Source organism: Streptomyces corchorusii, from assembly GCF_001514055.1.
In the GTDB taxonomy this organism is placed as follows: domain Bacteria; phylum Actinomycetota; class Actinomycetes; order Streptomycetales; family Streptomycetaceae; genus Streptomyces; species Streptomyces olivaceoviridis.
This window is the reverse complement of record NZ_KQ948380.1, coordinates 1-24986: the sequence shown is the minus strand read 5'-3', so window position 1 is coordinate 24986 and position 24986 is coordinate 1. Positions and strand designations below refer to the sequence as shown.

The 24986-nt window shown below is 69.0% G+C and carries 20 protein-coding genes and 2 pseudogenes; 12 read left to right on the top strand and 10 right to left on the bottom strand.

Translation table 11 applies throughout. From position 1 onward, the window contains the following. The first annotated feature begins 24 nt into the window (after nt 1-24). The gene (locus AQJ11_RS42990; protein ID WP_059267089.1) at nt 25-771 is read left to right on the top strand and encodes an SDR family oxidoreductase; all 747 of its coding nucleotides are present in this window, start codon (nt 25-27) and stop codon (nt 769-771) included. 166 nt (nt 772-937) lie between these two features. Next, nucleotides 938-1534 (top strand): YceI family protein, encoded by a 597-nt coding sequence (locus AQJ11_RS42985; RefSeq protein ID WP_059267125.1) that lies wholly within the window; start codon nt 938-940, stop codon nt 1532-1534. Nucleotides 1535-1661: 127 nt separating this feature from the next. On the opposite strand, the gene AQJ11_RS42980 is transcribed toward AQJ11_RS42985, so the two are convergent. Both AQJ11_RS42980 and AQJ11_RS42975 read right to left on the bottom strand, forming a co-directional pair. Then, nucleotides 1662-1928: a WhiB family transcriptional regulator gene (locus tag AQJ11_RS42980; RefSeq protein WP_059267088.1), complete on the bottom strand. Its 267-nt coding sequence runs from the start codon at nt 1926-1928 to the stop codon at nt 1662-1664. Nucleotides 1929-2361: 433 nt separating this feature from the next. After that, entirely contained in the window at nt 2362-3222 is an 861-nt protein-coding gene (locus AQJ11_RS42975) for a sigma-70 family RNA polymerase sigma factor family protein (protein WP_059267087.1), read from the bottom strand. Between the two features lie 217 nt (nt 3223-3439). Here AQJ11_RS42975 and AQJ11_RS42970 point away from each other — a divergent pair, with 217 nt between their 5' ends. From AQJ11_RS42970 to AQJ11_RS42960, 3 genes are all read left to right on the top strand, one after another. After that, nucleotides 3440-3874 carry a cupin domain-containing protein gene (locus AQJ11_RS42970; RefSeq protein WP_059267086.1) on the top strand — a complete coding sequence of 145 codons (435 nt, stop codon included), beginning with the start codon at nt 3440-3442 and terminating at the stop codon, nt 3872-3874. A gap of 206 nt (nt 3875-4080) precedes the next feature. Further along, nucleotides 4081-4335, top strand: coding sequence for a hypothetical protein (locus AQJ11_RS42965; protein ID WP_059267085.1), 255 nt, complete (start codon nt 4081-4083; stop codon nt 4333-4335). Between the two features lie 194 nt (nt 4336-4529). Next, the gene (locus AQJ11_RS42960) at nt 4530-5051 is read left to right on the top strand and encodes a hypothetical protein (RefSeq protein WP_059267084.1); all 522 of its coding nucleotides are present in this window, start codon (nt 4530-4532) and stop codon (nt 5049-5051) included. A 121-nt stretch (nt 5052-5172) separates the two neighbouring features. Here AQJ11_RS42960 and AQJ11_RS42955 read toward each other — a convergent pair whose 3' ends face one another. The 3 genes from AQJ11_RS42955 to AQJ11_RS42950 form a co-directional block, all read right to left on the bottom strand. Further along, entirely contained in the window at nt 5173-6522 is a 1350-nt protein-coding gene (locus AQJ11_RS42955) for an NAD(P)/FAD-dependent oxidoreductase (protein ID WP_059267083.1), read from the bottom strand. Nucleotides 6523-6721: 199 nt separating this feature from the next. Continuing rightward, nucleotides 6722-6892, bottom strand: coding sequence for a hypothetical protein (locus tag AQJ11_RS49580; RefSeq protein ID WP_159061808.1), 171 nt, complete (start codon nt 6890-6892; stop codon nt 6722-6724). Continuing rightward, nucleotides 6889-7623, bottom strand: a complete 735-nt coding sequence (locus tag AQJ11_RS42950) for an alpha/beta fold hydrolase (protein ID WP_059267082.1) — start codon at nt 7621-7623, stop codon at nt 6889-6891. Before AQJ11_RS42950 ends, AQJ11_RS49580 begins: the two co-directional genes overlap by 4 nt. A 326-nt stretch (nt 7624-7949) precedes the next feature. On the opposite strand from AQJ11_RS42950, the gene AQJ11_RS42945 reads away from it, so the two are divergent. The 4 genes and pseudogenes from AQJ11_RS42945 to AQJ11_RS42930 all read left to right on the top strand — a co-directional run bounded on the left by AQJ11_RS42945 (nt 7950) and on the right by AQJ11_RS42930 (nt 12447). Continuing rightward, nucleotides 7950-8855: a sigma-70 family RNA polymerase sigma factor family protein gene (locus AQJ11_RS42945; RefSeq protein ID WP_059267081.1), complete on the top strand. Its 906-nt coding sequence runs from the start codon at nt 7950-7952 to the stop codon at nt 8853-8855. A 268-nt stretch (nt 8856-9123) separates the two neighbouring features. Beyond that, nucleotides 9124-9741: pseudogene (locus AQJ11_RS42940) on the top strand (sigma-70 family RNA polymerase sigma factor); the annotation flags it as partial. Nucleotides 9742-10610: 869 nt separating this feature from the next. Then, the gene (locus AQJ11_RS42935) at nt 10611-11192 is read left to right on the top strand and encodes a hypothetical protein (RefSeq protein WP_059267080.1); all 582 of its coding nucleotides are present in this window, start codon (nt 10611-10613) and stop codon (nt 11190-11192) included. Between the two features lie 337 nt (nt 11193-11529). Next, nucleotides 11530-12447, top strand: coding sequence for an alpha/beta fold hydrolase (locus AQJ11_RS42930; protein WP_059267079.1), 918 nt, complete (start codon nt 11530-11532; stop codon nt 12445-12447). A gap of 586 nt (nt 12448-13033) precedes the next feature. Here the strand turns inward: AQJ11_RS42930 and AQJ11_RS50215 are convergent. The 4 genes from AQJ11_RS50215 to AQJ11_RS42910 all read right to left on the bottom strand — a co-directional run bounded on the left by AQJ11_RS50215 (nt 13034) and on the right by AQJ11_RS42910 (nt 18196). After that, nucleotides 13034-15268, bottom strand: a complete 2235-nt coding sequence (locus AQJ11_RS50215; RefSeq protein ID WP_167360909.1) for an ABC transporter permease — start codon at nt 15266-15268, stop codon at nt 13034-13036. Nucleotides 15269-15794: 526 nt separating this feature from the next. Beyond that, complete coding sequence (locus tag AQJ11_RS42920; protein WP_398781372.1) at nt 15795-16319, bottom strand: prephenate dehydratase domain-containing protein; 525 nt, start codon at nt 16317-16319, stop codon at nt 15795-15797. After that, complete coding sequence (locus AQJ11_RS42915; protein WP_159061807.1) at nt 16258-17094, bottom strand: hypothetical protein; 837 nt, start codon at nt 17092-17094, stop codon at nt 16258-16260. The genes AQJ11_RS42920 and AQJ11_RS42915 overlap by 62 nt, the downstream gene beginning before the upstream one ends. Before the next feature lie 124 nt (nt 17095-17218). Further along, nucleotides 17219-18196 (bottom strand): NAD(P)-dependent oxidoreductase, encoded by a 978-nt coding sequence (locus tag AQJ11_RS42910; RefSeq protein ID WP_059267075.1) that lies wholly within the window; start codon nt 18194-18196, stop codon nt 17219-17221. Between the two features lie 434 nt (nt 18197-18630). Between AQJ11_RS42910 and AQJ11_RS42905 the strand changes: the two genes are divergently transcribed. After that, complete coding sequence (locus AQJ11_RS42905; RefSeq protein WP_059267074.1) at nt 18631-20556, top strand: N-acetylmuramoyl-L-alanine amidase; 1926 nt, start codon at nt 18631-18633, stop codon at nt 20554-20556. 205 nt (nt 20557-20761) lie between these two features. Then, nucleotides 20762-21136: pseudogene (locus AQJ11_RS51960) on the top strand (ATP-binding protein); the annotation flags it as partial. 1116 nt (nt 21137-22252) lie between these two features. Here AQJ11_RS51960 and AQJ11_RS42895 read toward each other — a convergent pair. Next, a complete protein-coding gene (locus AQJ11_RS42895) occupies nt 22253-23452 on the bottom strand; it encodes a PP2C family protein-serine/threonine phosphatase (protein ID WP_079082687.1) in 1200 nt (399 codons plus the stop codon). Between the two features lie 403 nt (nt 23453-23855). Here AQJ11_RS42895 and AQJ11_RS42890 point away from each other — a divergent pair, with 403 nt between their 5' ends. Next, nucleotides 23856-24623 (top strand): hypothetical protein, encoded by a 768-nt coding sequence (locus AQJ11_RS42890; protein WP_208616762.1) that lies wholly within the window; start codon nt 23856-23858, stop codon nt 24621-24623. The last annotated feature ends 363 nt before the right edge of the window (nt 24624-24986 follow it).

Here is a 24986-nt window from a genome sequence, read left to right as displayed (position 1 = left end):
CACATCTCCCAAAGGATTTCCACTATGAAGGTCGTAGTGATCGGCGGTACCGGACTGATCGGCTCGAAGCTGGTCGCCAAGCTGAACGAGCACGGTCACGAAGCCGTGCCGGCCGCCCCCAACACCGGCGTCAACACGCTCACAGGTGAAGGCCTGGCCGAAGTCCTCGACGGGGCCTCGGTCGTGGTCGACGTCTCCAACTCGCCCTCCTTCGCGGACGACGCCGTCATGGAGTTCTTCCGTATCTCGACCACCAACCTCCTCAAGGCGGAGGCGGACGCCGGGGTGACCCACCACGTCGCCCTGTCCGTGGTCGGTACGGAAAGGCTCCAGGAGAGCGGCTACTTCCGTGCCAAGCAGGCGCAGGAGGGGCTGATCAAGGACTCGGGAATCCCGTACTCCATCGTTCACGCCACGCAGTTCTTCGAGTTCATGAAGGGCATCGCCGACTCGGCGACCGACGGTGACACCGTCCGTCTGGCCCCGATCAAGATCCGGCCCGTCTACTCCGACGACGTGGCCGCCGTCGTCGGCCGCACCGCTGTCGGTACCCCGGTCAACGGGGTGGTGGAGGTCGCCGGCCCCGACGTGTTCCAGCTGGACGAGCTGATCCGGAAGGGGCTGGCCGCCAAGAACGACCCGCGTACGGTCGTGACCGACGAGCACGCCCCGTACTTCGGTGCGGAACTGCAGGAGACCACCCTGCTCCCCGGTCCGGACGCGCACATCGCGGAGACCCGTTTCGCCGACTGGCTCGCGCAGCAGCGGTGAGCCGCCGGTGGCGGGCCCTGGGGCAGGGCCCGCCACCCGCGAGGGGGCCTGTCATCCGCACCGCGGCACGACAGGCCCCTTCTTCCTGTCCGGCGCGGCGACGGCCGGGGCGCCGACACATCTTGCAACCGACAGACAACCACCGCAGAGAAGGCCACTCACCATGCTGACGCAACGCGATCAGGCCGTTCCTTCCCGCTCGGGTCCGTACCAGGGGGTGACCGGTGCCTACACCATCGACCCGGTCCATAGTTCGATCGGCTTCTCCGTCCGGCACGCCATGATCTCCAATGTCCGCGGCAGGTTCGACCGTTTCGAGGGCCTTCTCAAACTCGACGGCTCCGACCCCTCCCGTTCCGAGGCGTACGTGAGTGTCCAGACCGACAGTCTGGACACGGGAATCCAGGAGCGCGACGCTCACCTCGGGGGGCCTGACTTCTTCGACTCCGCGACGTTTCCCCTGATGACTTTCCGTTCCACCGGCATCGTCCCGCTCGGCGACGGCGAGTTCCGTCTCACAGGCGGTCTGCGCATCAAGGACATCGAGCTGCCGCTGGACATCGACGTCGTCTTCGGCGGAGCCGGCGAGGACGCCTACGGACAGCACCGGGTCGGCTTCGAGGGCACGGCCACGCTGCGGCGTTCGGACTGGGGGCTGGCCTGGAACACACCGTTGGCGACGGGGGGAGTCCTCGTCGGCGACAAGGTGACTCTGACACTGGACGTCTCCGCGATACGGGTCGACCGGGACACGGCGGCCTGACCGGAAGCCGGTGAGGGCGGGGCCGCACCCGTTCCGGAACCACCCCGCCCGCCCCCCTTTCCCGCCTGTGGTCTGCGGCTTCGGCTCCTTCCACGGCCACAGCCGGGTCCGCTCACTCGGCCTGCGCTCACGCGGCGGTTTCCGTCGCCCCCGGCGTACGCGCCGTGCGCCGGCGCATGGCGCGGCGCTCCCCTTCCGTCGTACCGCCCCAGATGCCCTCCACCGGATCGGCGTGGACGGCCCACGCCAAACACTGCTCCCGGACGGGGCAGCGACGGCACACGGACTTCGCCTCATCCGTCTGTATCGCCAACGGGCCACTGTTGATGTTGCCTATCGGGAAGAAGAGATCAGGGTCCTCGCCTTGGCAAAGCGCCCGTTCGCGCCAGTCCATGGAACACCTCCTGAGGTGAGGGACGGATACGGTCTCGGGGGGGCGGCTCGTCATCAGGGAGTGCGAAGACGCGGGTGGGCAGTGCACCACCGCTCGTCACTTGAAAGGACCGAGCGGTCGACGTGTGTGTGACATCGAAACGGTGCCGGGCGGCCGGTGTCTCCGAAGGCCGGCGAGTAATCCACCGATGAATGCATGGCGCCCCGCCGATGGCCGGCCTGAGCGAGGCCGTTGCCGTGTTCGCTGAGTTCCGGCATCCCGCCGGTATCACGGCGTTCCGTCCCGGAAGCCGGTGCCGCGTGAGGTGCTCACGCCGAACGCGGTCAGGCTGTCCGACGGCAAGGGCACCCGGGGGCGGCTCCCTTCCCCGTCCTGCGGCCGTCATGACCGTCACGGTCCACTCACCCGGGCATCCACCAGGTGACGCGACTCGTCATGGACGAGGGCGGTTCCAGGAGCGCAGTTTGTCGGGGTTGAGGACGACCCAGATCTGGACGACACGCGAGCCGGTGATGTCGAGGGTGATGACCGCGGCGACCTGGCCGTCATAGCGGACGACGAGACCCGTGCGTCCGTTGGCGGGGTGCGTGTGCAAGGTGGTGCGGGGGTGCCGGGCGAGCAAGGTCAGCAGACTCCGGACGACGCGTCCGCTGCCGGTGACGGGCCGCGTCAGCGCGCGGACCTTGCCTCCGCCGTCGAAGAATGCGGTGGCGTCCGGGGTCAGCAGGGACGCCAGGCGGTCGGCGTCCCCGTCGACGCACGCGTGTCGTACGGCGTGGGCGATCTCGTCCTGCCGGCGTGGCGGTGTCGGCCGCGCGCGCCGGGCCCTCATGCTCCGGCGGGCCCGGTCTGCCAGCTCGGCGCATTCCGCCTCGGACTGTCCCGCGATGCCCGCACCCGTGCCCGGTGCCATTCCGAACACGTCATTGAACACGAACGCCCCCTCGACCGGTGACATCGTGTCCAGCGTTCGCAGCAACACCGCGCTGACCTCGCTCTCCGGACCGAAACCGTGCCGCTCCCTCCTCGGCACAGGGATCTGGGCGTCTTCCCTGCGGCCGGGCAGAGCCAGCCGCACCAGGCAGATGTCACCGACGGCCTGGGTCAGCCAGGCTCGTGGCGCCGTTATCCGCTCCCGCTGGTGATCGGAGAGCCCGTACCACCGCCGGTACGCCTCGTCGGTGACGCGCTCGGCAGTGAGGCGACTGCCCAGCATCCAGTGAGCGACCTCCAGCAGATGCCTCCGCTCGTCGAGTAACTCCGTGATCGGCAGGGTGTCAACGACAGGCTCCATACCGCGTTCTCCTTCCGGACCGCCCTCGGCACCACCGTCGCTGCGGTGGCATGTGCATCTCGCGACTGTCTCATTGTGTCGCCGAAACACACTTTCATGGGACCCCGCTGTCGGTGTCATTTCCCACGGCAATACAGTGAGTCTTGTCAACAGGCCGCTCCCGGGGTGCACTTACCCAGGCGGCCCCTCACATACCCACCTCCCGAAGGGGATCAGCATGCGCAAGGTGTTGCGTGCCGCGGCCATCGCTGCCGTGTCCGCAGGGTTCACGCTCGCTCCGGGCGTCGCCCAGGCGACGCCCGGCGGTCCCGGTGTCACCGGCAAGACACTGGCACACTGGACCACCAGTCGTTGGGACTACAGTCTCCGTGAGATCACCATTCCTCCCGGTCAGGGGACGGGCTGGCACTACCACGACGGCTACCTGTACGCCTATGTCAAGCAGGGAACACTGAGCCACTTCGATGCCGCGTGCGCGTCGGACGGCGTGTACGAGAAGGGCGACTACCTGAAGGAACCGCCTGGCGCTGAGCACGTGCACATGGGCCAGAACCGCGGCGCGGTGAATGTCGTACTGGAGGTCCTCTACGTCCTGCCGCACGGCGCCCCCTTCGCCGAGGACGCCCCTGATCCCGGCTGCGAGCCGAAGTAACGAGGCGCACCGCTTCAGGGCTGTCACAGCTCCCGCCACTGCCTGGTCAATGCGGTGTCGACGGCTTGTCGCGGCAACCGCTCAAGCCGTGCGGCGAAGAAAGAGGAGCATGGCAGGGACACAGGTCGGCAGATGCGTTCGAGTGATCGCTGTTCGAGAGACGTCCGTGCCCAGGCTTCCGGCACAAGCTGAGGAAGGACGAGAGGATGCCCCGAAGCACTGACCGGCAGGCCGATCCCGCCGCCGCCACCGCGTCGCTGGCGGCGGAGGCGGCGCTGCTCGAGGGCCGGCTGCGCCTGCTCCGAGAGGCGATCGACACGGTGGACGCCCGCATCGACGTGGTCTCCGAGGCCCTCCGGCAACTACAGCATGCGGTGGCCTTGCCCGCCGAGGGCCGGAAGCACCCGGGGGAGACGGACGGCGCCAGGCTCGATCACTCGACGAGGCCCGATCGCCCCTGACAGATCGCGCGGGCGGACCCGGTGAAGCGCCGCATCAGTCGATGCGCGCTCTCCGGTGTCCGCCCGCTCCGTTCCCGACCGGCGGGGGCCGCTGCATATGATGTGCGGGTAGCATCCGGCGGTGTTGGGCCGGGCTGACGTCGTCGGCACATCGGCGGCCCCGCCGGAACAAGGGTTGAGGACGAGAGGAACACATGGGCCCCGTGACCCCCAAGGCTCGCAACATCGAGATCACCGCCGAGAGCCTCCGGGAGGACCTGGCCCGGCTGGAGGTTCAGAAACAGGCGCTGGAGCGGGAACTGTCCGCGGTCACCGCTCACCTCGACTCCGTGCAGAGAGCCCTCAGCGCCCTTCAGGCCCTGATGCCCATGGCCGCTTCCTCATCTGCGGCACCCGTGCCCGTGGATGTCCGGGCGACGGCGGAGCCGGCGCCCGCGGACACGACCGAGGACGCCGACACGAGCCGGGAGAAGCCCGACCACGCCGAGGCCGAGGCCGACGGCGAACCGAAGTACGGCAAGCTGACCGAACAGATCCTCAAGTACTTCGCCGAAGCCGCGGACACCGACGTCCGTGCCCGCGATGTCGCCGCCGCTCTGGGCCGTGACACCGACAGTGGCAGCATCAACGCCGTTCGGAGCACGCTCGACCGTCTGGTCGGCACCTCCCGCATTCGCCGTGTCGGCCGCGGTCTGTACCGCGCCGCCAAGCCCTGACCGGGGACGGAACGTCGCCGCGCCAGGTGACGGGTGCCGCTGTCACCGGAGGTGAGCACACCACCCCGGGGCAACGGGTGCTCCCGGCGAGACACCCGTCACCCGGCACGTCACCGCCGGCCTATCCGGTGACGACGTCCGTGGGCTCCTCGCTGCGCCGTGGGGCGCCGCTGGAGACGAAGGCGTCTCTCGGGTGCTGGACCGAGACGAGGGAGACGATGTCGCGGCCGTAGAAGGCGGCGGTGGCCCACACCGCGAAAACACGAACCTTGCGTTCCCAGCTGGGTACGGCCAGGACGTGGTAGCCGCGGTGCATCAGCCAGGCCGGGAAGCCCTTGATGACCAGGCGCCGGTACTGGAAGATGCCGCGGCCCAGTCCCAGCGTGGCCACCACGCCCAGACTGTGGTGCACGTAGTCCTTGGCCGGCCGGCCTCGAAGTGACGCCAGGATGTTCTTCGCCAGAAGCTTGCCCTGGCGGACGGCGTGCTGCGCGTTGGGCACCGTGCGTGCCCCCGGACGCCCGGCGGCGAGGTCGGGCACGGAGGCGTCGTCGCCGGCCGCCCAGACATCCCCCACGGCCTCGGTGTCCGTGCCGACCCGGAGATCCGCCCGCACCGTCAGCAGGCCCCGTTCGTCGACCGGAAGGTCGGTGTGGTTGTGCACGATCGGGTTGGAGGCGTTGCCCGCCGCCCACACGATCAGGCCCGAGTCGTACTCCTCCCCGTCGGACAGCACGACGTGCCCGCCCTCCGCGGAGACGAGCTGGGTGTTCAGATGCACCCTGCCACCCCGCTTCTCCAGCGAGCGCACCACCCACTCACCGGGCCGGTCGGTCACCTCGGGAAGGATCCGGCCCCGCGCCTCGACCAGGTGGAAGCCCAGTTCTCCCGCATCGATCTCCGGGTAGTGCTTCAGCAGGGCGGTCGCCAGGGCCAGCAGTTCGCCGAAGCCCTCCACCCCGGAGAATCCGCCTCCGACCACGGTGACGGTGAGCAGCTTGCGGCGCTCGGGACCGCGCGGAAGGGTCGCCGCACGGTCGAACGAGGTGAGCAGCCGGTCGCGGATCGCCACGGCCTCCTCGACGTGCTTCAGTCCGTACGCCTGGTCGCTCAGCCCCGGAATCGGGAACGTGCGCGTGACGGCCCCCGCCGTCACCACCAGCACGTCGTAGTGGAGGTCGAAGTCAGGCCCGGTCTCCGGCCGGACCGTGACCGTGCGCGCGCTGTTGCGGATCCCGGTCACCGTGCCCGCGATCACGCGGGTCCGGTGCAGGTGCCGCCGCAGCGAGACCGCGGCATGCCGGGCCTCCACCGACCCGGCGACCACCTCGGGGAGGAACGGCTGGTACGTCATGTACGGGCGAGGGTCGACCACGGTGACGCGTGCCTCACCCCGTCGCAGCTTCTTCTCCAGGCCCCACGCGGTGTAGAAACCCGCGTAACCACCACCCACGATCACGATCTCACGCACGGTGTCCTCTGTTCCTCTCGGTTTCATCTATCAAGACCGGCCAGAACCACGTGGTGTGACGTGGCCCGGAGCGGAACCGGAAATCCCGTACGTGTGTGCACCTTCCTGCCACTTGGACCTTCACCGGCTCGGTACCGGCGGCGCCGGCGATCGTCACGCGGGCCGCCGGTACGGTGTCGCGTCCGTGCGGGTGACAGAGTCACACCTTGCTGCCGCCGAACCTGATCGCAATCCAGTCGCCCTTCGTCCCCGCGACCACGAACCGCTGCCCGGTGTGGGCCATGGTGCCCCAGTCGCTGGTGCGGCGGACGGCGGTCGCGAACGGGTGAAGCGCCCGCCGTTCCGTCGGTGCGGCCGGCGTGTTCATCACGCGTTCGCGTTCCGGCTCCAGTGTGCCTCCAGGATCTCGGCCACCTCTGCGGGCCGCTGGAGCAGGGGCCAGTGATTGCAGTCCATCTCGATCACGTCGGACGCGTGCAGGGAGGCGCCGAGCTTGCGCCCGAACTCGATCTGACAGGCGGGGTCGAGCGCTCCCCAGAAGACCAGGCACGGCGCCGACACCGCGGACAGGCCCGGCTCCCACTCCGCCCCCACCGTCACAGCCGACCGGTACAGCCTGAGGATGGCATCCTTCATCGGCCCGTCCACGTGGCTCACCATCTCCTTAGCCAGGTCGGTGGGCACGTCGAAGCCGGTCGCCAGGTCGTCGGCGAACTGTTCCGTTTGCAGTTCCTCCATGAAGCGGTCGCCTTCGACCTGGTCCTGCCAGATCTTGGCCAACGGGTGCCACACGTATGCGGAGTTGATCGGCCCGTTGCCCCCGGCCCAGGTACGGACAAGATCGGGGCGCAGATAGGCGACGCGGGCGGTGAATATGCATCCCCAGTCGTGACCGACCAGGTCGACCGGCTCACCGACCCGCTCCAGCCGTTCGATGAGCCAGTCCACGTACTCCTCCTTCGTGGATCCGAAGCCGGCCGGGCGCGCCGTGCCGAAGCCGGGCAGGTCCCAGGCTTCCACGTCGGTCCGGGTCAGGTGCCGCCGCACGCCGTCCCATACCCGGTGGGTATCGGGAACGCCGTGAATCAGGATGGCAGGCATGGAAAGGTCCCTTCGTCAGCGGGCGGCGCCTCGCGATCGGTGTCGGGGGAGCATCTTGTCACACTGTTGTGTCCGTGCATTGCCGAGCCTCGCTCATCGTCACACGTCGGCGCGCGAGGTGGGAATCCGTCGGATCGGGTGACGGGGGCGTCCCGATGTCACATGATCCGTGCCTGTCCGGTCTGCACTGCGGAGGGCACCGAAGACGAGCCCGTCGGCCAAGGGTGTCCCGGGACCGGGGTGCTCCGTCGGCCGACCGTCACGGACGTCGATCCAGCCGATCTCGGCGATGGTGACGCGGTGCCGCGTGAGAAGGAGGATGCCGTATGGACCAGGCCGGTGACGCGGTGCCGATCGCGGATCTGCTCGACGAACGACGGCATCTGCTCAATGTCGCCTACTGGATGCTGGGCACGGGCCCCGAGGCCGAAGACGCCGTCACCGAGACCTACCGGCAGTGGTACGACCTGTCGGATCTCCAGAAAGCATGTATCACCGACCCGGGTGCCTGGCTGACCGAAACCACGGGCTCCATCTGCCTGGCACGCCTCATCCTGCCCGAGCGACGGTCCACAGGCCCGGACGGGAAGGACGGCGATACGGCGCCGGGACTCCACCGGGCCCTGGAGGAGGAGATCAGCGGCGCCCTGCTCAACGCCCTGGACGCTCTGTCCCCCGCTGAACGAGCGGCTTTCGTCCTCAACGACGTCTTCGCCATGCCACCACGAGCGGTCGCCGGCATCGTGGGACGGACGCCGCTCGAATGCTCCGAACTCGCCGACCGCGCCCGCCGGAGCCTGCGTACCAGCCGCTCACACCCCACCACACAACAGCAGCACGACAGGATCGTCCGCGCCGTCCGGCGAGCCTGCACCACAGCCGACGCCGCCCATCTGGCATCCCTGCTGGCACCCGATGCCACCGCGTTCTTCGACGGCGGCGGCAAGGTCCGTGCCCTCACCCGGCCGGTGCACGGCAATCAGCACGTCGCCCGCACCCTCCTCACCCTCCTGACCCCCCGACCGCACACCACCCTGCACCTCAGTCCGGCCAACGGTCGTACCGCAATCGTCGTACGCCACATCGACCAGGTAGCCGCCGTCATCAGCTTCGACATCGCCGGCCACCACGTCATCCAGGTCTGGGCCGTCCTCAACCCCGACAAACTACGCGCGTGGAACCGCCCCCACACCTCCGGCGCCCCCACGTCGTCCACAGCGCTCGAAGACTGAGACGCCTCCACACCGTGCGTCCGGGCAGACCGAGCGAGCAACAACTTTTTCGCTGCTCACAACAACTGGTCACGATAGACCTGTAACGGATCGGGCATGGCCCTGGTCTACGAAGCAGACACAGTTGGAATCAATGTGACTTGTTGTGGCGCGTCCAGGAGTCGGCCAACGGGCGGACCGTAACGCGCCGGCCGTACGAGCGCGCCCGCCGGCAGCACCGATCCGCGGGGAACGGAGACAGAAGAACATGCATCCTGAGACGCCCTCCATGGGAAGCAGCCTGGACGAGGCCGTATCTGTCTTCGTGGAGCTCCGCCCACGTCTGTTCGGTATCGCGTACCGCGTTCTGGGTAGTGCGATGGAGGCCGAGGACGTGGTCCAGGACGTATGGGTGCGCTGGCAGAGAACGGACCGCTCGGTGGTGGTGAACCCCATGGCGTTCCTGTCGAGTGCGACGACCCGGCTGGCCATCAACGTGGCCCAGTCCGCCCGGGTGCGCCGCGAAACCTACATCGGCCCCTGGTTGCCCGAGCCCGTTGACACGAGCAGCGATCCGGAGATCGGCGCGCAGCGGGCCGAGGCACTGGAGCTGGCCCTGCTCCTCCTTCTGGAGAGGCTGAACCCGATCGAGCGGGCCGCCTACGTTCTGCGGGAGGCGTTCGACTACGGCTACGCCGAGATCGCCGACATACTGGGGCTGACCCTTGTCAACGCGCGGAAGATCGTGAGCCGGGCCCGCAAGCACCTGTCGGCCGAACATCGGGAGCCCGTGGATACGGCCGAACACCGACGGCTGGTCGATGCCTTCGTCTCGGCTGCGCGGACCGGGGACGTCGCCTCGCTGGAGGCCGTCCTGGCCCCGAACGGCGCCCGTCAGTCCGGTGGCAAGTCCTCCGGTCCCACTCGCCGTCGACAGGACAGGACGCTGGGCGCCCTGCTGCCCGTTCCCGCGTTCGGGGCGCTGCTCGGAGTGGGTTGACCTGTAGTGACGACTGCGCTCGGACGTTCCCGGGCTGACTGACGAGCGAGATCCACACTGCCGTCGAGCAGGGGCAGAAGTCTCGTCCGTGGTGATCACGGTCGGGCAGCGGGGTGACTCGCCGCCGACAAGGACCACGACTCCCGCAGCAACCGGAGCTATCCGGGCTGACGCGGGATCAAGGCCCTCCTCCTGGTTCCGGCAGGCCGAGTGCGCGACCGCCTCGGACCCGGTTCGCACGGTGGCCGGCCTCATTCCTCCGACCAGCACGACCACAACCAGCGGCACGCGGTCGAGTGCGAGATCAACCGGCTCAAGCGCCACCGGGCTGTCACCACCCCCTATGTGGTGAACCGGGTGACACCGCTCGGGTCCCACCCGGCCGCACGTCCGCCATGCGCCACTGCGTCGACGGTGTCCGGCCGCGACCGCCCGAGGCCCGTGCGCGCTCCGCCGATGTTGCGACCTGCCAGTGCAGCGGGTGCCACGAGCGGGACGGGCGTGTCGTCTCGCCCCTGACCCCGCTGGAATCCCGTCGTCATACGGACTCGTCGTTGCGTTTCGAGCGGGCGAGTGGCAACAATTGGTGGACAAGCATTCATCGAAGTATCACTGCATCTTCTCCCCTGTGACAACACAGGTATCCCGGATGCGGATGCATCGGCAGATCGTTTTCCGCATAAGATGCACCGAAGCGCCCATCCCGGCGTCCGCGTCGAGCGTCACCCCAGGTGAACGGAGTCGGGCACGGCAAAAGCTGAGGATGAGAGGAAGACATGGCCCCGGCAACTGGCGCGGCGCGCAATATCGAAGTCACCGCCGAGGGGCTGCGGGAGGATCTGGCCCGTCTGCGGCTCCAGAAGCAGGCGCTGGAGAGGGAACTGGCAGCCGTTATGGCCCATCTGGAGACCCTCCAGCAGGCCTTGGGCGCACTCCAGGTCCTGATGGCGGATCCGACGGGTGGCACGCCGGTTCCCGTGGACACCGTCGATGCGGGCCCAAGCCGCGCCCCGGAGCCCGGACGGGCGCACACGGACACCCCACCGGCCCGACGTCCCGCGGCCGCAGCGACCTCCCGAACCTCGGAGCGGCCCGGCAACCGGCAGGGGCCGGGCGTGCGGGCTCCCCGTCCCGAGGCCGAGGGGAAACGGACGTACGGAAAGCTCACCGAGCAGATCCTGGAATACCTCTCTCAGGCTGGCGATGTCGACGTACGCGCCCGGGACGTAGCGGCGGCACTCGGCCGCGACACCGACAATGGAAGCATCAACGCGGTGCGCAGCACACTCGACCGTCTCGTCGGTGCGTCGCGAGCCCGGCGGACCGGCCGTGGTCTCTACCGTGCCCAGCGTTTCTGACCGCATCCGCGGTGACGACTGTGAATGGCCCCGGACGCCGTCTGCGGGGGATCGATGACGTCCGGGGCACTGCACCCGCTCGGCTCGTGCAGCGGGTGTGGAAGCGCCCATGACGCTTGTGCGGCGGTTGCCACCCTGCGTCTGGAACACTGTGATCAGTGTATCGCACGCTCACAGTACTGAAGGGCCGACAGTGGTGGTGTGTGGCCAAGACTTGGGAGCAACCGCTCAAACCGGACCGTTCCGGCGATGCCCGACGGGGCGACCGGATAACAGTGTGATGACATGTTGCGTTTTTTGTTGGAGGACGCCCTTCCCCAATGGATCATCGGAAGACGTGAAGCACTCGTCATCGCCGCTGTCCCCCGGCACCCACACGATCACCGTCCCTCACGACACCGCCCACGTCGAACAGCGATACCACGTCGCCGGTTCGGGCCCTGTATGCATCGCTCACTCAGGCGGACCCGGCATCGGCTGGGAATACCTGCGCATGCCCGCGCTCGAACGCAGCCTCACCATGGTGTACATCGAGCCGGTCGGTACGGGGGCGTCCGGACGACTCCCCGATCCGCAGGACTACTCCGTCACCACGTACGCGCGTCTCCTGCACCATCTGGTCGAACACCTGGCACTGCCTGAGGTCATCCTGCTCGGCCACTCCCATGGTGGTTTCGTCGCCCAGCAGTACGCCCTCGACCACCCAGGGCGCCTCGCTGCCATGGTCCTGTACGACACGTCGCCGGTGGCGGACGAGCAGTTCTGGTCGGCGGCGGTCGCCGCCATGCAGCGTTTCGTGGACCGTCACGTCGACGACCATCCGGAGGTGGCCGGTTACGTCGCTGCCCTCACGGCCCGCCTGGACCTGCTCGATGACGACGGCACCACCGCCATCCTCCGCAAGATCATGCCCGCCTATCTCTTCGACTACTGGGGCAGGGAGGAGGAGTTCGCCCCCGCCCGCCAGTCGCTCCGGATGTATGCCGCCCCCACCAGGGGCCAGGGCACCCCGTTCGATGTCCGGGACGCCCTGCCCGGTATCACCACACCGGCACTCGTCCTGGCCGGCAGGCAGGACTTCATCTGCGGACCGCGATGGGCCCACCTCCTGCACGAGGCCATGCCCGCAGCCGAGTTGTCGATCCTCGACGACACGGGACACCTGGGGCACATCGAACGGCCCGCTCAGTTCAGCGCTGCGGTCCTCGCCTTCCTCCGCGGTCAGGGTGTGCTGGGGAGCCGGCAGAACCCGTAGCCGTTCCGCCGGACAACAGTGTGGAGACGGCAGCAGGATGGCTGTGGTGCGGGCCCACACCGCGGACGATGCATGGCGCCGGCATCGACGGCGCGGACGGAGGCGGCGATGCTGTCCGGCAGCACGGCGTAGGCGGTCTCGGTGCGGCCGGCGCCGGGAGCCGAGCGGATCCGTGACGTCGCCGACCGGGTCGGCATCGAAGGCGGTCCGCGCCGGCCGGGTCTGAGATCCCCGCGAGCGGACGCCCCATGGGCAGCGCGAGCGGGGTGACGGGGGCGGCGACGGTACCGTCCGCCGGCCGAGCCGACCAGCTTCCGGCGCAGCCTCGTCGAGAGAGAGCCCGCGCATCTCGCGGGCTGTCCCTGGAGATACCCGCCCACTCGGCGCGGGGATCGGCGCTGGACCCGGGCAGGCCAGGTTTCTCCCAGCCTGCCCGGGTCCAGCGGTCAGGAGCCGGGTCGCCTGCGCCAGCTCCTTCGCGGTGGACCGCGGTCTTCGGCGCGCTGCTCAGAGCTTCGCTCCGTGGCCCGCCATCTGGCCCCGTGACCGAGCACATCCCGGAACCGTCGCCTACAGGGTGTGGGCATCACTCGTGGCGAATAGCCTCTACTCGGGTGACCCGCCGCAAGGTCGGCAGTGTCAGCACGGTCACCAGCAGGACCGCTCCCGCGCCGATGCCGGTCATCGCCAGCATGCTGATCCAGTCGAATACCGCCGCACGGCCGATGAGGTGGAGGAGGGTGCCACCGAGCACGGTTCCGACCAGTCCCGCCACCAGCATTCCGATCGCCACGGGCAGGGCGGTCTGCCACAACACCGAGCCGCTGAGGGTTCGCCGCCGGGTGCCGACGACGACGAGCATGGCCATGACGCGTTTTTGGTCCCTCAGTTGTTCGACGGCGCCGATCAGCATGCTTGTGGCGATCAGGAGCAGGACGACGGCCACGCCTGCGAGCAAGGCGCGACTGATGCTGCTCAGGGCCGTATCGTCCCTGCGGTCCCCCGGGAAGTCGACCTGAGACCGGGGGTTCAACCGGGCCGCGGCAGTGCGGATGCGGTCCCGGACGTCTTCTCGGGAAGTCTGGTACGCAAGGCTCACGGCATGGGTTGCCTGTGCGATCGCGGTTGCGCCGGCGGCTCCGGGAGTGGCGAGCAGCATCGTCTCGGGAAAGGCGCCTTGAGGGGCTCCTGGCCTGGCCCGGACCGTGGCAGTGATCCGGGGCACCCGCCAGGCCAGGCCACTCATGCCCATGCGCATCCTCGTGCCTGTCTCCCACTCGGTCATGTCGTCCGTGCTGCCGTTGCGAGGCGCGACCAGGAAGGCGTCGCCGTCCGAGCACGTGGGCACGGAGGCCAGGAGACGAAGTACCGCGCAGTCGGCGATGCGTACGGTCTGCGGGATGCCATAGGGAACCTCACTCACCTGCAATTCGCTGAAGCCGACGGCCCGTGTCACTCCTGGAGTCCGGGCAAGGAGGGAAGCGTACGGCTTCTCACCGTCGGCTCCGGCCAGCCGGACCAGGCCGACCTGCGTGTCCGGCGCCGACCGCCCCTGTGTCGTGGACGGGTGGTTACCCGTATGGCTGTGGGCGATACCAGTGAAAAGGGTCTGCAACGCGATGGCCCCGGCGACGGCGACCACGATGCCGTTGACCGATCGGGTGGACGCTTCGCTGTGCGACCGCAGCCTGCGCATCGCGAGCTGCCAGGAAAGAGGACCCGCCCCGCCGGCCCGTTCGGTGAACCGCTCCAGGAGCCAAGGCACGACAGCGGTCACGCCCACGAGCAGCCCGAGCACACCGGCGACCACCGAAACGACACCTGCGGTGCTCTGCACCTGCGATGCGTCCCGGACGGACGTCCGCAAGAGCAAGAGGCCGAACAGGGGCAGGGCGACGCGCCACCACAGTCGCCGCTTGGTGCGGACGGACCTGCGCACCACTTCCAGCGGTTCGGCGACCACCTTGTTCATCGCCAGATGAGCGCTGATCAGGGACAGACAGGGCACGGCAACGACCACCACGGCCGCCAGGAACGGCTGGGGGGTGAGGTCCCGTGGGAAGACACTGAGTCCCTGGACATCGACCAGTTCGACGCACCGGCGTCCCACCGCGAACAGCGCGGCGCCCACAACGACGCCGATGAGGGAGCTGACCAGTGCCTCGCCGGCGGCGATGCGGGCCGTCATGCCGCGGTCCGCGCCGATCAGCCGCAGAGCTGCCAGCCGCCTGTCGCGGTGTTCACCGCCGAACCTGGTGGCCGCGGCGATGAACACGACGACCGGGGTGAGCAGTACCACGATGCCGACGGCGGTGAGCAGGACGAGATCGGGAGCCAGGGGCTTGACCGCATAGACCTTGCCGAAGTGGTCGAGCCGCCGTGCGCCCGCTACGCCGTTCTCCATGTGCTCGCCACCCAGGAAGAAAACGTACTCACCGGGGCCGAGCAGACCCGAGTCGTCCACCTCTCCTGCGACCGGATGGTCGAGGCGGGCACGCAACAGTCCGTTCCCGGGCTCCGCGAGCAGTCGTGCGAGAGCCGGTGACACGACCATTTCGCCTGGCCGTGGATACCTGTCAAGTCCGGGCGGCAAAGGGGCATCGGGCCCCTCGGGTTCTACGAGCCGACCGCGGATCGCAACATCGCGGAACACAGTGTCGATGTCGCTCACCAGTACGGTGCGCCGGGAAGCCGGCACGACCCGGTCGTCCAGGTTGACGTCGATGCGTTCGTGGATGCGCACGTCGCGATGATGCCGGGCCGTGGGCACCGATGCCGCGAGAAGCACCACGGCGACACCGATTCCGATTCCCGCGGCCATCAAGATGGTTCGTACCGCGCTGACCCGGCCGCCGGTCAGGGCGAGTCTTGCTCCCAGGGCGACTGCGCGGAATCCGCCGAGGCGCTTACGGCGTTGCGGGGCCACGGCCGGGACGGGACCGGGCTGATCTTGCCGACGTGGGCTCACTGGCTTCCTCTCATGCTGCGAGCAGAGCTGTGCCCGGCCCGACGGGAGGGAGCACGCTGGGACCGGGAGGCCGGGGCGAAACTGCGGAAGCGGCGTACATGGGTGTGGCCGCCTCCTGCGTACACGACGCACGGCACGGCAACCGTGAACGGAGATACCTCCGGACGCCGGAATGACTATACACAGTGTGTGTAGTGGGCCGAGTGTTTCCCGCGGCATACCCGGTGCCGCCGAGCCGTGAAGGGTGCGGCGGCACCGGTGAAGCCCCGCGCCGATCTGATAGCTCTCGATATTGGTGAGGCCACCCCGCTGCTGGAGAACCCACCGAGCGCCTTGTACAGAGCACTCGGTATGTTGCGCACGCTGAAGAACAGACGCGTCATCGTCGGCTTCCCGGTCTGCGGGGCGGGAGCCGCGTGGCGCGGGTCGCCTCGGCCGCCTCGCGCGCCGCTCCGGCCGTGTCGTCGCTGACGAGGGTGCCCCAGCTACTCTCCCGCAGCAGCTCGCGGCACTGCCCCAGGGCGTGCACGTGGCTGCGTACGCACTCCACCTGGTCCAGGGTGCCGCCCGCCACGCCCATGAGGTCGAAGCGGACGGGCAGGAAGTATTCGGCGACGATGTGCAGGCCCGAGTCCGGCAGCAGGTGATGCACGTCGGCGACGCGCCCCGCCGCGCAGTTGTTCACCGGGATCACCGCTACGTCGGCGTCGCCCAGGATCACGGCGTCCAGGGCTTGGCTGAAGCTGGTACAGGGCGGTTCGCCGCTTGTCGCGTACAGGGAGTTCGCGACGGACGCCGGGTTGGAGCAGGTTCGCCCTGATACGCGACAGTTTTCACGTTCTTCAGCGCTTCCTGAGGGGCGTGCTGTCGACAGGCGGCAGCATCTCCCCTGCGAATAGCGCATGCTGGAGTATCGGGGAACTGGTCTCGATGATGCTCACCAGGTCGTGCCGGTCGCCCATCGTGTCCACGGACAGGACCTGCTGGTAGACCTCGGCGAGGACGTGCCGGACGACGATGGCCACCTGCCGGACCTGCTGCGCGAGCCGCGCCTCCAGCACCTGCGGCAGAACGTGTCGGGCGGCGGGAAGACCGTGCACGGTAGCCGCCAGACTCAGCCGCTCGTCGTGCAGCACGGCCGCCAGCTCGGCGGCCTGGCCGTCGGCCGCCGCTGCAGGGTGCGGCGGTGTCGTGCCCGGCGTGCTGCCGGCCAGCGCGTCTGTCATTCGACGGGCCGCTCCCAGCGCGAGGGCGGCGATCGCGGTCCAGTGGAAGGCGGCGTCGCTCGCGTACAACGGCTTGCCCGTCGTGTACGTGGAGAAGCCGACCGGCACATACACATCGACCACTGCGTACACGTCCGCCGGCCGGGACACCGGCCCGGACGCCGGGCGGCTGTCTCCTCTGCTACTGGGGAGTCTGCCCGTCGTGAGGAGGTTCTTGGCGGGCACCACGAACAGATCGGGGCCGTTCTGCTCGGCGTCCGTACCGGCCGAGGATCGACGGCCGTCGGCGAGTGGTAGGGCCACCCACGGCATGGCGTCCGCGGCGGAGGGCAGCCGCCAGTGCCCCGAGAGGGTGTAGCCCCCGGAAACCGGCCGAGCGGCTGGTGTACCGGTCCAGTCGGTGCCGGGGACTCCGGTGGGCAGCGGTGCGGCCCAGTTCCACGTACTGGTCAAGGCCCGCCAGGCTCCAGCGGGGTCGTCATGTCCGTACCTCTCGAAGGCGGAGAGCACCCCCACAAGGGCGGAATCGGGTCCCACGGCCTTCAGCTGGTCGTCGTGCGTGGACATCGACATGTGTTCAGGCCGCCTGCTCGTCGACTTGGGCTCCGGTTGTCGTCAGGACGATGTTGTGCAACTCCTGGCCCCGCTGGTAACGGTCCACCTGCTGCCGCAGGAAGTCCTTGCTCATGGCCTGGAACGCGTCCGTGAACGCGGCCACATGGGGAGTGATCAGCACGCCGGGTAGGTGCCACAAGGGGTGATCGGCCGGCAGGGGTTCCGGATCCGTGACGTCGAGCGCGGCCCGCAGCCGCCCGGCCTGCAACCTGCGGACCAGGGCGTCGGTGTCGACCAGTTCGCCGCGTGCGATGTTCACGAGCATCGCGTTGTCCCGCAACAGCGCCAATGTATCCGCGCCGAACATGCCGCGCGTCCGGTCGGTCAGGGGCGCGCACAGCACGACCGCGTCCACCGTGGGCAGCAGCGTGGGCAGTTCCGCCGCCCCGTGCACGTGCCCCGTCCGGGTCATACGCGCCGTGCGGGCCACGAAGACCACCTCGCACCGGAACGCGCTCAGCCGGGCGGCGACCGCCGCGCCGACAGCCCCGTAGCCGACGACCAGGACGCGTTTGCCGACCAGCGTGGTCCGGAACTCGGGCTGCCATCTGCCCTCGGCCTGTCGCGTCCTGAAGTCGTCGAGTCCCCGGCACAGAGAGAGCAACAGGGTCACCGCCAGCTCGGCTGTGGCCTCGCGGTGCACACCGCGACCGGTCGCAAGCCGCATGCCGGGGGGCACGCCGTCCAGCAACGGCGTGACGTACTCGTAGCCAGAGCTGAGGAGTTGGAGCACTTCGAGGTTGTGCATGCGCGGCAGAACCGAGCGCAGTATGCGGTCGGCGCCCGGCGACGGTGGGCCGACCAGGAAATGCACATCGTTCGGATCGCCGGGTAGTGCGGACGAGCCGTCCCAGAAGACGTATCGCAACCCGTCCGTCAGGTCGGGAATCTCGTGTGGGGGGTACGGGAGCCAGACGGTCTTGGCGTCGCCGTCTTTCATGATAGATCAACTTCTTCCAGCTTCGGTGCCGCGTAGACCGACACGGACACACATAGGGGTCCACACGGATTCTGGTTTGTCCTCCATGAAGTCTCATGCACTCGTGGGACTAGACGTGTCAGTCGATGTGAAGGTTTGATGTGAAGCTCACCACTCGAACCGCTGCGTCGTCGCGGAGTGGGAACAACCGGGCAATGCATCGGAGCCCGCTCGACACTTGGCACACCGCGTTCGGCGCAGGTGGCGGCTGGCTATTGTGCGCTTCAACGCGGTTCACGCGGCGTTCAACCTTGCCCACCGACTCGGGTCACAACGTTGTGATGAGCTCCTCATAACGTCTGCTACGTTCGGAGCGCATCGAACTCGGCCGACGTGGATTTCCGGTCAGCCGACAGCCGATGCCCCCTTCACCTCTGCCCAGATTTGGGAAGTTGATGACAAAAGAGACGAACTCCCGCCGGAAGCACGCCCTCCGGCGGCGTCCCGTTGCGCTCGGTGCCGCGGCCGTGGCCGTGGCCGGAGCCATCGCCGTTCCGGTGGTGGCGCAGGCGACGCAGGGCGACCCCGCGAGCGACCCCACCCTGCAGAAGGCGTTCGCGGCTGCTGCGGCCGAATTCCACGTCCCCCCGCAGGTGTTGCTCGCGGTGGCCTACGAGCAGTCGGCCTGGGACGCCCACAAGGGGCAGCACAGTGTCTCGGGTGGTTACGGCCCGATGCACCTGACCGACGTCACCCCCGAGATGATCGCTGGCGGCTCCGCCGGCATGGCCGGCCGTGCCGAGGCCACCAAGCTTGCGAAGGGTGAGGACAAACACACCCTGCGGACCGCCGCAAAGCTCTCCGGGCTGCCCGTCGACAAAGTGCGTACCGACCCCTCGGCGAACATCCGTGCCGGCGCTGCGCTGCTCGCGTCGTACCAAAAGGAATTGAACGGCAAGACCTCCAACAACCCGAACGACTGGTACGGGGCAGTCGCCCGGTACAGCCAGGCCACAGTGCGACAGGGCGCGTCGGCGTTCGCAAACCGGGTCTTCGACACCATGAAGAAGGGTGTCACCCGCAAGACGGACGACGGCGAGACCGTGCGGCTCACCGCCGACGGCGAGGTCACCCCAGCCACCTCGCAGATGAAGGCGCTCAAGCTGCCGAGCGCCAAGGCGACGACCGAACCCGAGTGCCCGCCGACCCTGGACTGCACCTTCGTCCCGGCTGCCCCGGGCAACGGGCAGGTTTCGGACCGGCCCGCGAACGGGATCAGGATCGACCAGATCGTCATCCACGACACCGAGTCGCCCTACGAGTCGGCCATCGCCACGTTCCAGGACCCGTCGAGCTCCACCTCGGCCCACTACGTAGTGCGCTCCTCCGACGGCGCGGTGACCCAAATGGTGCCCACCAAGAACCTGGGCTTCCACTCGGGCAACTACTCCACCAACCTGCACTCGATCGGCATCGAGCACGAAGGCTACGCGGCGCACGGTGCCACCTGGTACACCCAGTCGGAGTACCGCGCGACCGCGGAACTGGTGAAGTACCTGGCCAAGCGCTTCGACATCCCGCTGGACCGTCAGCACATCATCGGTCACGACAATGTCCTGGCGCCGGCCGATCGGTTCACCAAGGACCAGCACTGGGACCCGGGGCCCTCCTGGGACTGGGAGCGCTTCATGGGCCTGGTCGGTGCTCCACTGAGGGGACGGCACGGCGTCGGCCCCGTGGGCTCGGCCGTGACGATAGCACCGGATTTCACCCGCAACGAGCAGACCATGGAGCTCTGCCCGCAGGATGACGGCACCGGCGCCACCAAGGAGTGCACGACCGTGCGCCAGGCGTCGAACTTCATCCGTCTGCGCACGGAACCGCGTGCTGACGCGCCACTCTTCGCCGAGCAGTCCATCCACCCGAACGAGCCCGGCACCGACCGGGTCAGCGACTGGGGTTCCGCCGCCCAGGCCGGGCAGCAGTTCGTCGTCGCCGGCAAGAAGGGCGACTGGACGGCCATTTGGTACAGCGGCAGCAAGGTATGGTTCCACAACCCACGCGGTCGTTTCACCATCCCCGCCCGTGACGTGACCATCGTCCGGCCCGCTGGAACCGAGTCCCTGAAGGTCTTCGGTACCAGCTACCCGAACGCCGAGGAGTACCCAGAGGGTCTCTCGCCGTCTACGCAGGCTCCGCTGAGCATGTACAGCGTTCCCGCCGGACAGGCGTACGTGGCCACGGCCGAACCGACGCCGACCGATGACTTCTTCCCGTCCAGCGGCAAGGTCGTCTTCGGTGCCGAGAAGATGTACACGATCCAGTACGGCCACAAGACCGCCCTGATCCACGCTGACGAGGTCAACGCCACGGGACGTTGAGCAATTTCGCAAGGGTCGGAGACCTGACTGGTTGACCATCCGGCGCAGTGGCGTACGTCAGCCGGCCGGCATATCCACTCCACCTCTGCGGAAGTGACTCTCCGACGGCCAGTTGCCCGCCAGGGCGGCTGGCCGTCGCACGTGAACCCGCAGCGCAGCCTCGTCGCACGGTGCACCGACCGTCTCGAACAGTGGCGCGGTCCGCTACGCGGGTCTCCTCGCCGAGCTGCTGATGGCCGAGTGCGAGGACCGCGACCGCCGCCGGGCCGAACGACGTATCCAGGCCGCCCGCTGTGTCTGATCGGGGACTCCGGAACCGGCAAGTCCCACCTGCTGATCGCGCTGGCACGGCAGCCGCCATGGCCGGCTGCCGCGTCCGCTGCACCACCGCCGCGTCGCTGGTGAGCCACCCGGTCGAGGCAGCCGACGACAAGCAGCTCGGCAAGAAACAGTCGCCCCTACGGACGCCTCGGCCTTCCGGACATCGACGGGCTCGGCTACCTCGACTGGACCGCCGGGGCGCCGAGATGTTCTTCCAGGTCCTGCCGAGCGGGACGGGAAGAACGGCATCGCCACCGCAAGGGCTTCGGACGCCTCCCGGCTCAGTGCGCCGAGTTCACTCAGTGCCTCGGCCACTTCCCATCCGGTATCCCGTTGCCGCCACAGCTCGTGGAGGGCGGTGGAGACATCCGAGCCGTTCCTGAACCGCCGTACCGCGATGTCCAGGTCCCGCAGCCAGCCGTCCATACAGGGGTCGGCCGTCAGCCGGGCCGTGTACTCGTCGATCCGGGCGGCCAGATGCGGTGCGAGCCAGGGCCCGCCGGTCTCCAGCAGCCGACTGCGCACGGCCGTGTTCAAGAACGACCAGTGCGCCGAGACCTCGGCCACCGCCGGGACGGCCTGCCTCCCCGGCCTCACCGCGGTCCCTGAAGCCTTCCAGGGCTCGCTGGAGCGTGCCCTCCTCCAGCAGTTGCCGCAGGCCGGTGAGGCCGGTGTCGTTCTGCCCCGACTCCCGGTCCCTGATCGCCTCCTGAGCGGCGCGTTCCCATGCGAGCAGGCCGGTCGCCGCCTCGTCCAGGCCCTCCCTGGGGCCTGGGATCAGACGGGGAACGGAGGCGGCGAAGTCGCCGACCGCTCGCGCGGCCAGACGCCGCCCCGCCCGGGCGTCCACCGCCTCCGTCTGCGCCATCCCGCCGCGGTTGAGCACGACCAGGGCCAGTGGGACGCCGAAGGCCGCCGCCGTCACGGACGAGGAGACGTTGGTGACGTACGCCCTGTCCGTTCAGAATCCGTCGTGGTCCCCCACCAGCCCAGGGCCGGCAGCACCACACCGGTTGCCCACAGCACCGCGCACCCGGCACGCAATCCACGCGGGGTCTCCTCCCAGACCGACCGCACCCGCCCCGCCAACGTCACGTCCCTCCCCGATCGGCCGCTCGACCAGGCCCAGCCGCTACACCGCGGGCACACACGTCCGGACTTCCCGACCCCCGCCGGGCCGAGCGGCCTCCGTGGAGTACCGCCGCCCCACTGGCGAGGGGTGGAGTGACGTCCAGGAGCACTTGTCCTGCGTCCGAGGCCCGGCGCTGTCTATCAACCCCAAGATGCCGCCCCGGCTCGACGAGCTGGAGCCGGGCCGCTCCTGCCACCGGCGATCACCCCGTCGACCGGGCCACGGCATGGCCCGGCGGTGCGGTCATGCGGTGAGGCGGGCGGCGAGGAGGGCGACGTCGTCGTGGAAGGCGTCCTGGCGCTGGGCGAGGAGGGCTTCGCACAGCTCGGGCAGCGGGTCTACGGCATGGTGGGCAGCGGCGGCGGCAGCTTGACGCATGCCGTCGTCGATCGGGTGGCCGCGCTCCTCGACCAGGCCGTCCGTGTGCAGGAGCACGGTGGCGCCCGCGGACAGCCGGCACTCGTGGTCCGGGCGGGGAGCACCAAGGTCGACCCCGAGCGGCAGGCCGATTTCTTCCGGCAGGTGCCGGCACCGGCCGGGAGTGGCGACGAGGGGTGGCAGGTGGCCGGCGCTGGACCAGCGCATGATCCTGCCTCCGGCCTGCGCGGGTTCCAGACGGGCGATGACGACGGTGGCCAGTGGACCTCCGTGCAGCTGGTGCAGAGCGTCGTCGAGGCGGTGCAGAACGCGGCTGGGCGGCTCCTGTTGATCGAAGGCGATCACGCGGAGCATGTTGCTGATCTGGCTCATCACGGTGGCGGCCTCCAGGCCGTGGCCCATGACGTCGCCGACCATGAGGCAGGGCACCTGGTCGGGCAAGCGGATCAGGTCGTACCAGTCGCCGCCGATGCGGGGGACCTCGGTGGAGGGTTGGTAGCGGGCCTCCAGTTCGAGTCCCGGCAGTGTGGGCAGGTCGGGTAGCAGACGGCGCTGGAACTCCTCGGTGGCCTGCCGCAGCCTCTCGTACAGGCGGGCGTTCTCGATCGCGACGCCTGCCGCGCTCGCCAGCGCCGTGACGAGATCCTCGTCCTCGCCGGTGAAGACACCGGCTTCCTTGTCGGCGATGTAGAGGTTGCCGTAGACGGTGTCGCGCACCCTGATCGGCACCCCCAGCAGCGTGGTCATGAGGGGGTGGTCTTCGGGGAAGCCGGCGGCCTGCGGGTGGGTGGCCAGATCGTCCACACGCAAGGGCTCGGGGTGGCGGACCAGCTCGCCGAGCAGCCCGGTGCCGTGCGGGAGCGGGGGGCCGTCCTCGCCGCGGAATTGGTCGGCGCCGAACCCGGAAGTGATCAGTTCCGTGAACTCCCCCTCCTCCCCCAGGACCCCGATGGCCGCGTAGCGAGCGTCGACCAGGCCCCGGGCCGACTCCGCGATGGTGTGCAGTACCACTGTCAGATCGAGCGCGCTGCTGATCGACAGCACGGCGTCCAGCAGGGAGCGCATCCGCCCATGCGCATGGGCCAGGTGCCGCAGGCTCTGCTGGAGGCGGTCGAGATCATCACCGCCGACACGCTGCGGCTGGTTGAGGCTGTGTGCGTCACGATCGCCTGAATCCCTGGTCACGGCCGTCCCACCTCCCTTCCTGGCGCCTGCACCAAGGCATCGGGTACCCGCGATGCGCGGCAGCTGATCGCGACCTCGGCCCCCGCACCAGCGAGCTTTTCCAGATGACGGCGCGCTCCTCTCCGGAGGGCCGGGGTGATCAAATCGTTGCCGCTCGGTGTGCAACCGCGTACAGCCCTCTCCGGTCCCACAGTCAGCTACGGAGGATGATCCTCCGGCCGGTGCGCCCGCGCGCTCGGTTCAGGCCGCAGGGGAAAGGACGGGCTTGTAGGTGGGCAAGACGATGTGGAGCGCGGTGGTGGCCGGTGGAGCGGCGGTCGTGTTCACAGGGGTGGCGGCGGTGCCGGCCGGGGCGGCGGAGGGCGGGGTCTCCTTCTCCCGGGTCACGGTGAACGGCGGGAAGCCGATCGTGGTCGGGGTCGAGGAGGAGGTCGAGGTGCCCGCGTCCTTCCGGATGACGACCACGCTCAAGTACGACTCCGGGCCGACGGTGTTCCCCTACCGGGGCAAGCCCGACACGGGAGACAGGCTGCACAGCGCGGTCATGACCAGCGACTGCAAGGTCGTGGACAAGGCGAAGGGGATCTGCGACTTCAAGGAATGGCTGTACATCGACCCGCGGCACCTCGACTTCGGGAACGAGGACGCCGGCACCTGGAAGACCGCCGCACGGGTCTTCCTCGCCGGTGACGCCTCCGACACGGACACCGTGGACCTCCCGGTGCAGGTCAAGCGGGCGACACGCGTGACCGTCAACGCCTCGCCCGAGCCGGTCGCGAAAGGGAAGACGATCACCGTGACCGGGCGGGTCACCCGGGCGAACTGGGACACCCACACGTACCAGGGGTACGCGGGCCGCACGGTGAGCTTGCAGTTCAAGGCAGCGGGTGCCTCCTCGTACACGACGGTCAAGAAGGCGACGTCGAGTAGTACGGGGGCGCTCAAGACCACGGTGAAGGCCACCGGGTCGGGGACCTGGCGGTGGACGTACTACGGGAACTCCACCTCCGGGGCGAAGTCGTCGACCGGGGATTACGTCGCCGTGAGGTAGGCGACGCGTGCGCGGATCGCCATCCTGAGCGGAAACGCAGCCGCTCTCTCCTCTGGGCGCCCTGCGTTCCGCCCGGGGCTTCGCCGGGCAGCAGGCAGCCCCGGCCGGCGTGCCGGCCGGGGCTGAACCCGCAAAAGCGTGATCGTGAAGGGCGGTCGCCTACGCGGCGAAAGGCAATGCGAGGCTTCAGCCGAACGATCGTCCTCGCATGCGGTGGATGAGGCCCGGGGACACTGTTCCCTTCACCATCACGCCCCTTCCAACCACACCCGCCCGGCGAACATTCCCGCGCTGTGCCGCCCGTCCTGCCGGCCCCGGTCCTCACATCGGCCAGACAGTTGACATCTAGGACATCGCGGGTGC

Bases quoted from the DNA above. Each gene is read 5' to 3' on its own strand.
- AQJ11_RS42990 (WP_059267089.1), top strand. From the start codon at position 25: ATGAAGGTCGTAGTGATCGGCGGTACCGGACTGATCGGCTCGAAGCTG.
- AQJ11_RS42980 (WP_059267088.1), bottom strand. From the start codon at position 1,928: ATGGACTGGCGCGAACGGGCGCTTTGCCAAGGCGAGGACCCTGATCTC.
- AQJ11_RS42975 (WP_059267087.1), bottom strand. From the start codon at position 3,222: ATGGAGCCTGTCGTTGACACCCTGCCGATCACGGAGTTACTCGACGAG.
- AQJ11_RS42970 (WP_059267086.1), top strand. From the start codon at position 3,440: ATGCGCAAGGTGTTGCGTGCCGCGGCCATCGCTGCCGTGTCCGCAGGG.
- AQJ11_RS42965 (WP_059267085.1), top strand. From the start codon at position 4,081: ATGCCCCGAAGCACTGACCGGCAGGCCGATCCCGCCGCCGCCACCGCG.
- AQJ11_RS42960 (WP_059267084.1), top strand. From the start codon at position 4,530: ATGGGCCCCGTGACCCCCAAGGCTCGCAACATCGAGATCACCGCCGAG.
- AQJ11_RS42950 (WP_059267082.1), bottom strand. From the start codon at position 7,623: ATGCCTGCCATCCTGATTCACGGCGTTCCCGATACCCACCGGGTATGG.
- AQJ11_RS42945 (WP_059267081.1), top strand. From the start codon at position 7,950: ATGGACCAGGCCGGTGACGCGGTGCCGATCGCGGATCTGCTCGACGAA.
- AQJ11_RS42935 (WP_059267080.1), top strand. From the start codon at position 10,611: ATGGCCCCGGCAACTGGCGCGGCGCGCAATATCGAAGTCACCGCCGAG.
- AQJ11_RS50215 (WP_167360909.1), bottom strand. From the start codon at position 15,268: ATGGCCGCGGGAATCGGAATCGGTGTCGCCGTGGTGCTTCTCGCGGCA.
- AQJ11_RS42920 (WP_398781372.1), bottom strand. From the start codon at position 16,319: ATGCGCTATTCGCAGGGGAGATGCTGCCGCCTGTCGACAGCACGCCCC.
- AQJ11_RS42910 (WP_059267075.1), bottom strand. From the start codon at position 18,196: ATGAAAGACGGCGACGCCAAGACCGTCTGGCTCCCGTACCCCCCACAC.
- AQJ11_RS42905 (WP_059267074.1), top strand. From the start codon at position 18,631: ATGACAAAAGAGACGAACTCCCGCCGGAAGCACGCCCTCCGGCGGCGT.
- AQJ11_RS42895 (WP_079082687.1), bottom strand. From the start codon at position 23,452: ATGCGCTCCCTGCTGGACGCCGTGCTGTCGATCAGCAGCGCGCTCGAT.
- AQJ11_RS42890 (WP_208616762.1), top strand. From the start codon at position 23,856: ATGTGGAGCGCGGTGGTGGCCGGTGGAGCGGCGGTCGTGTTCACAGGG.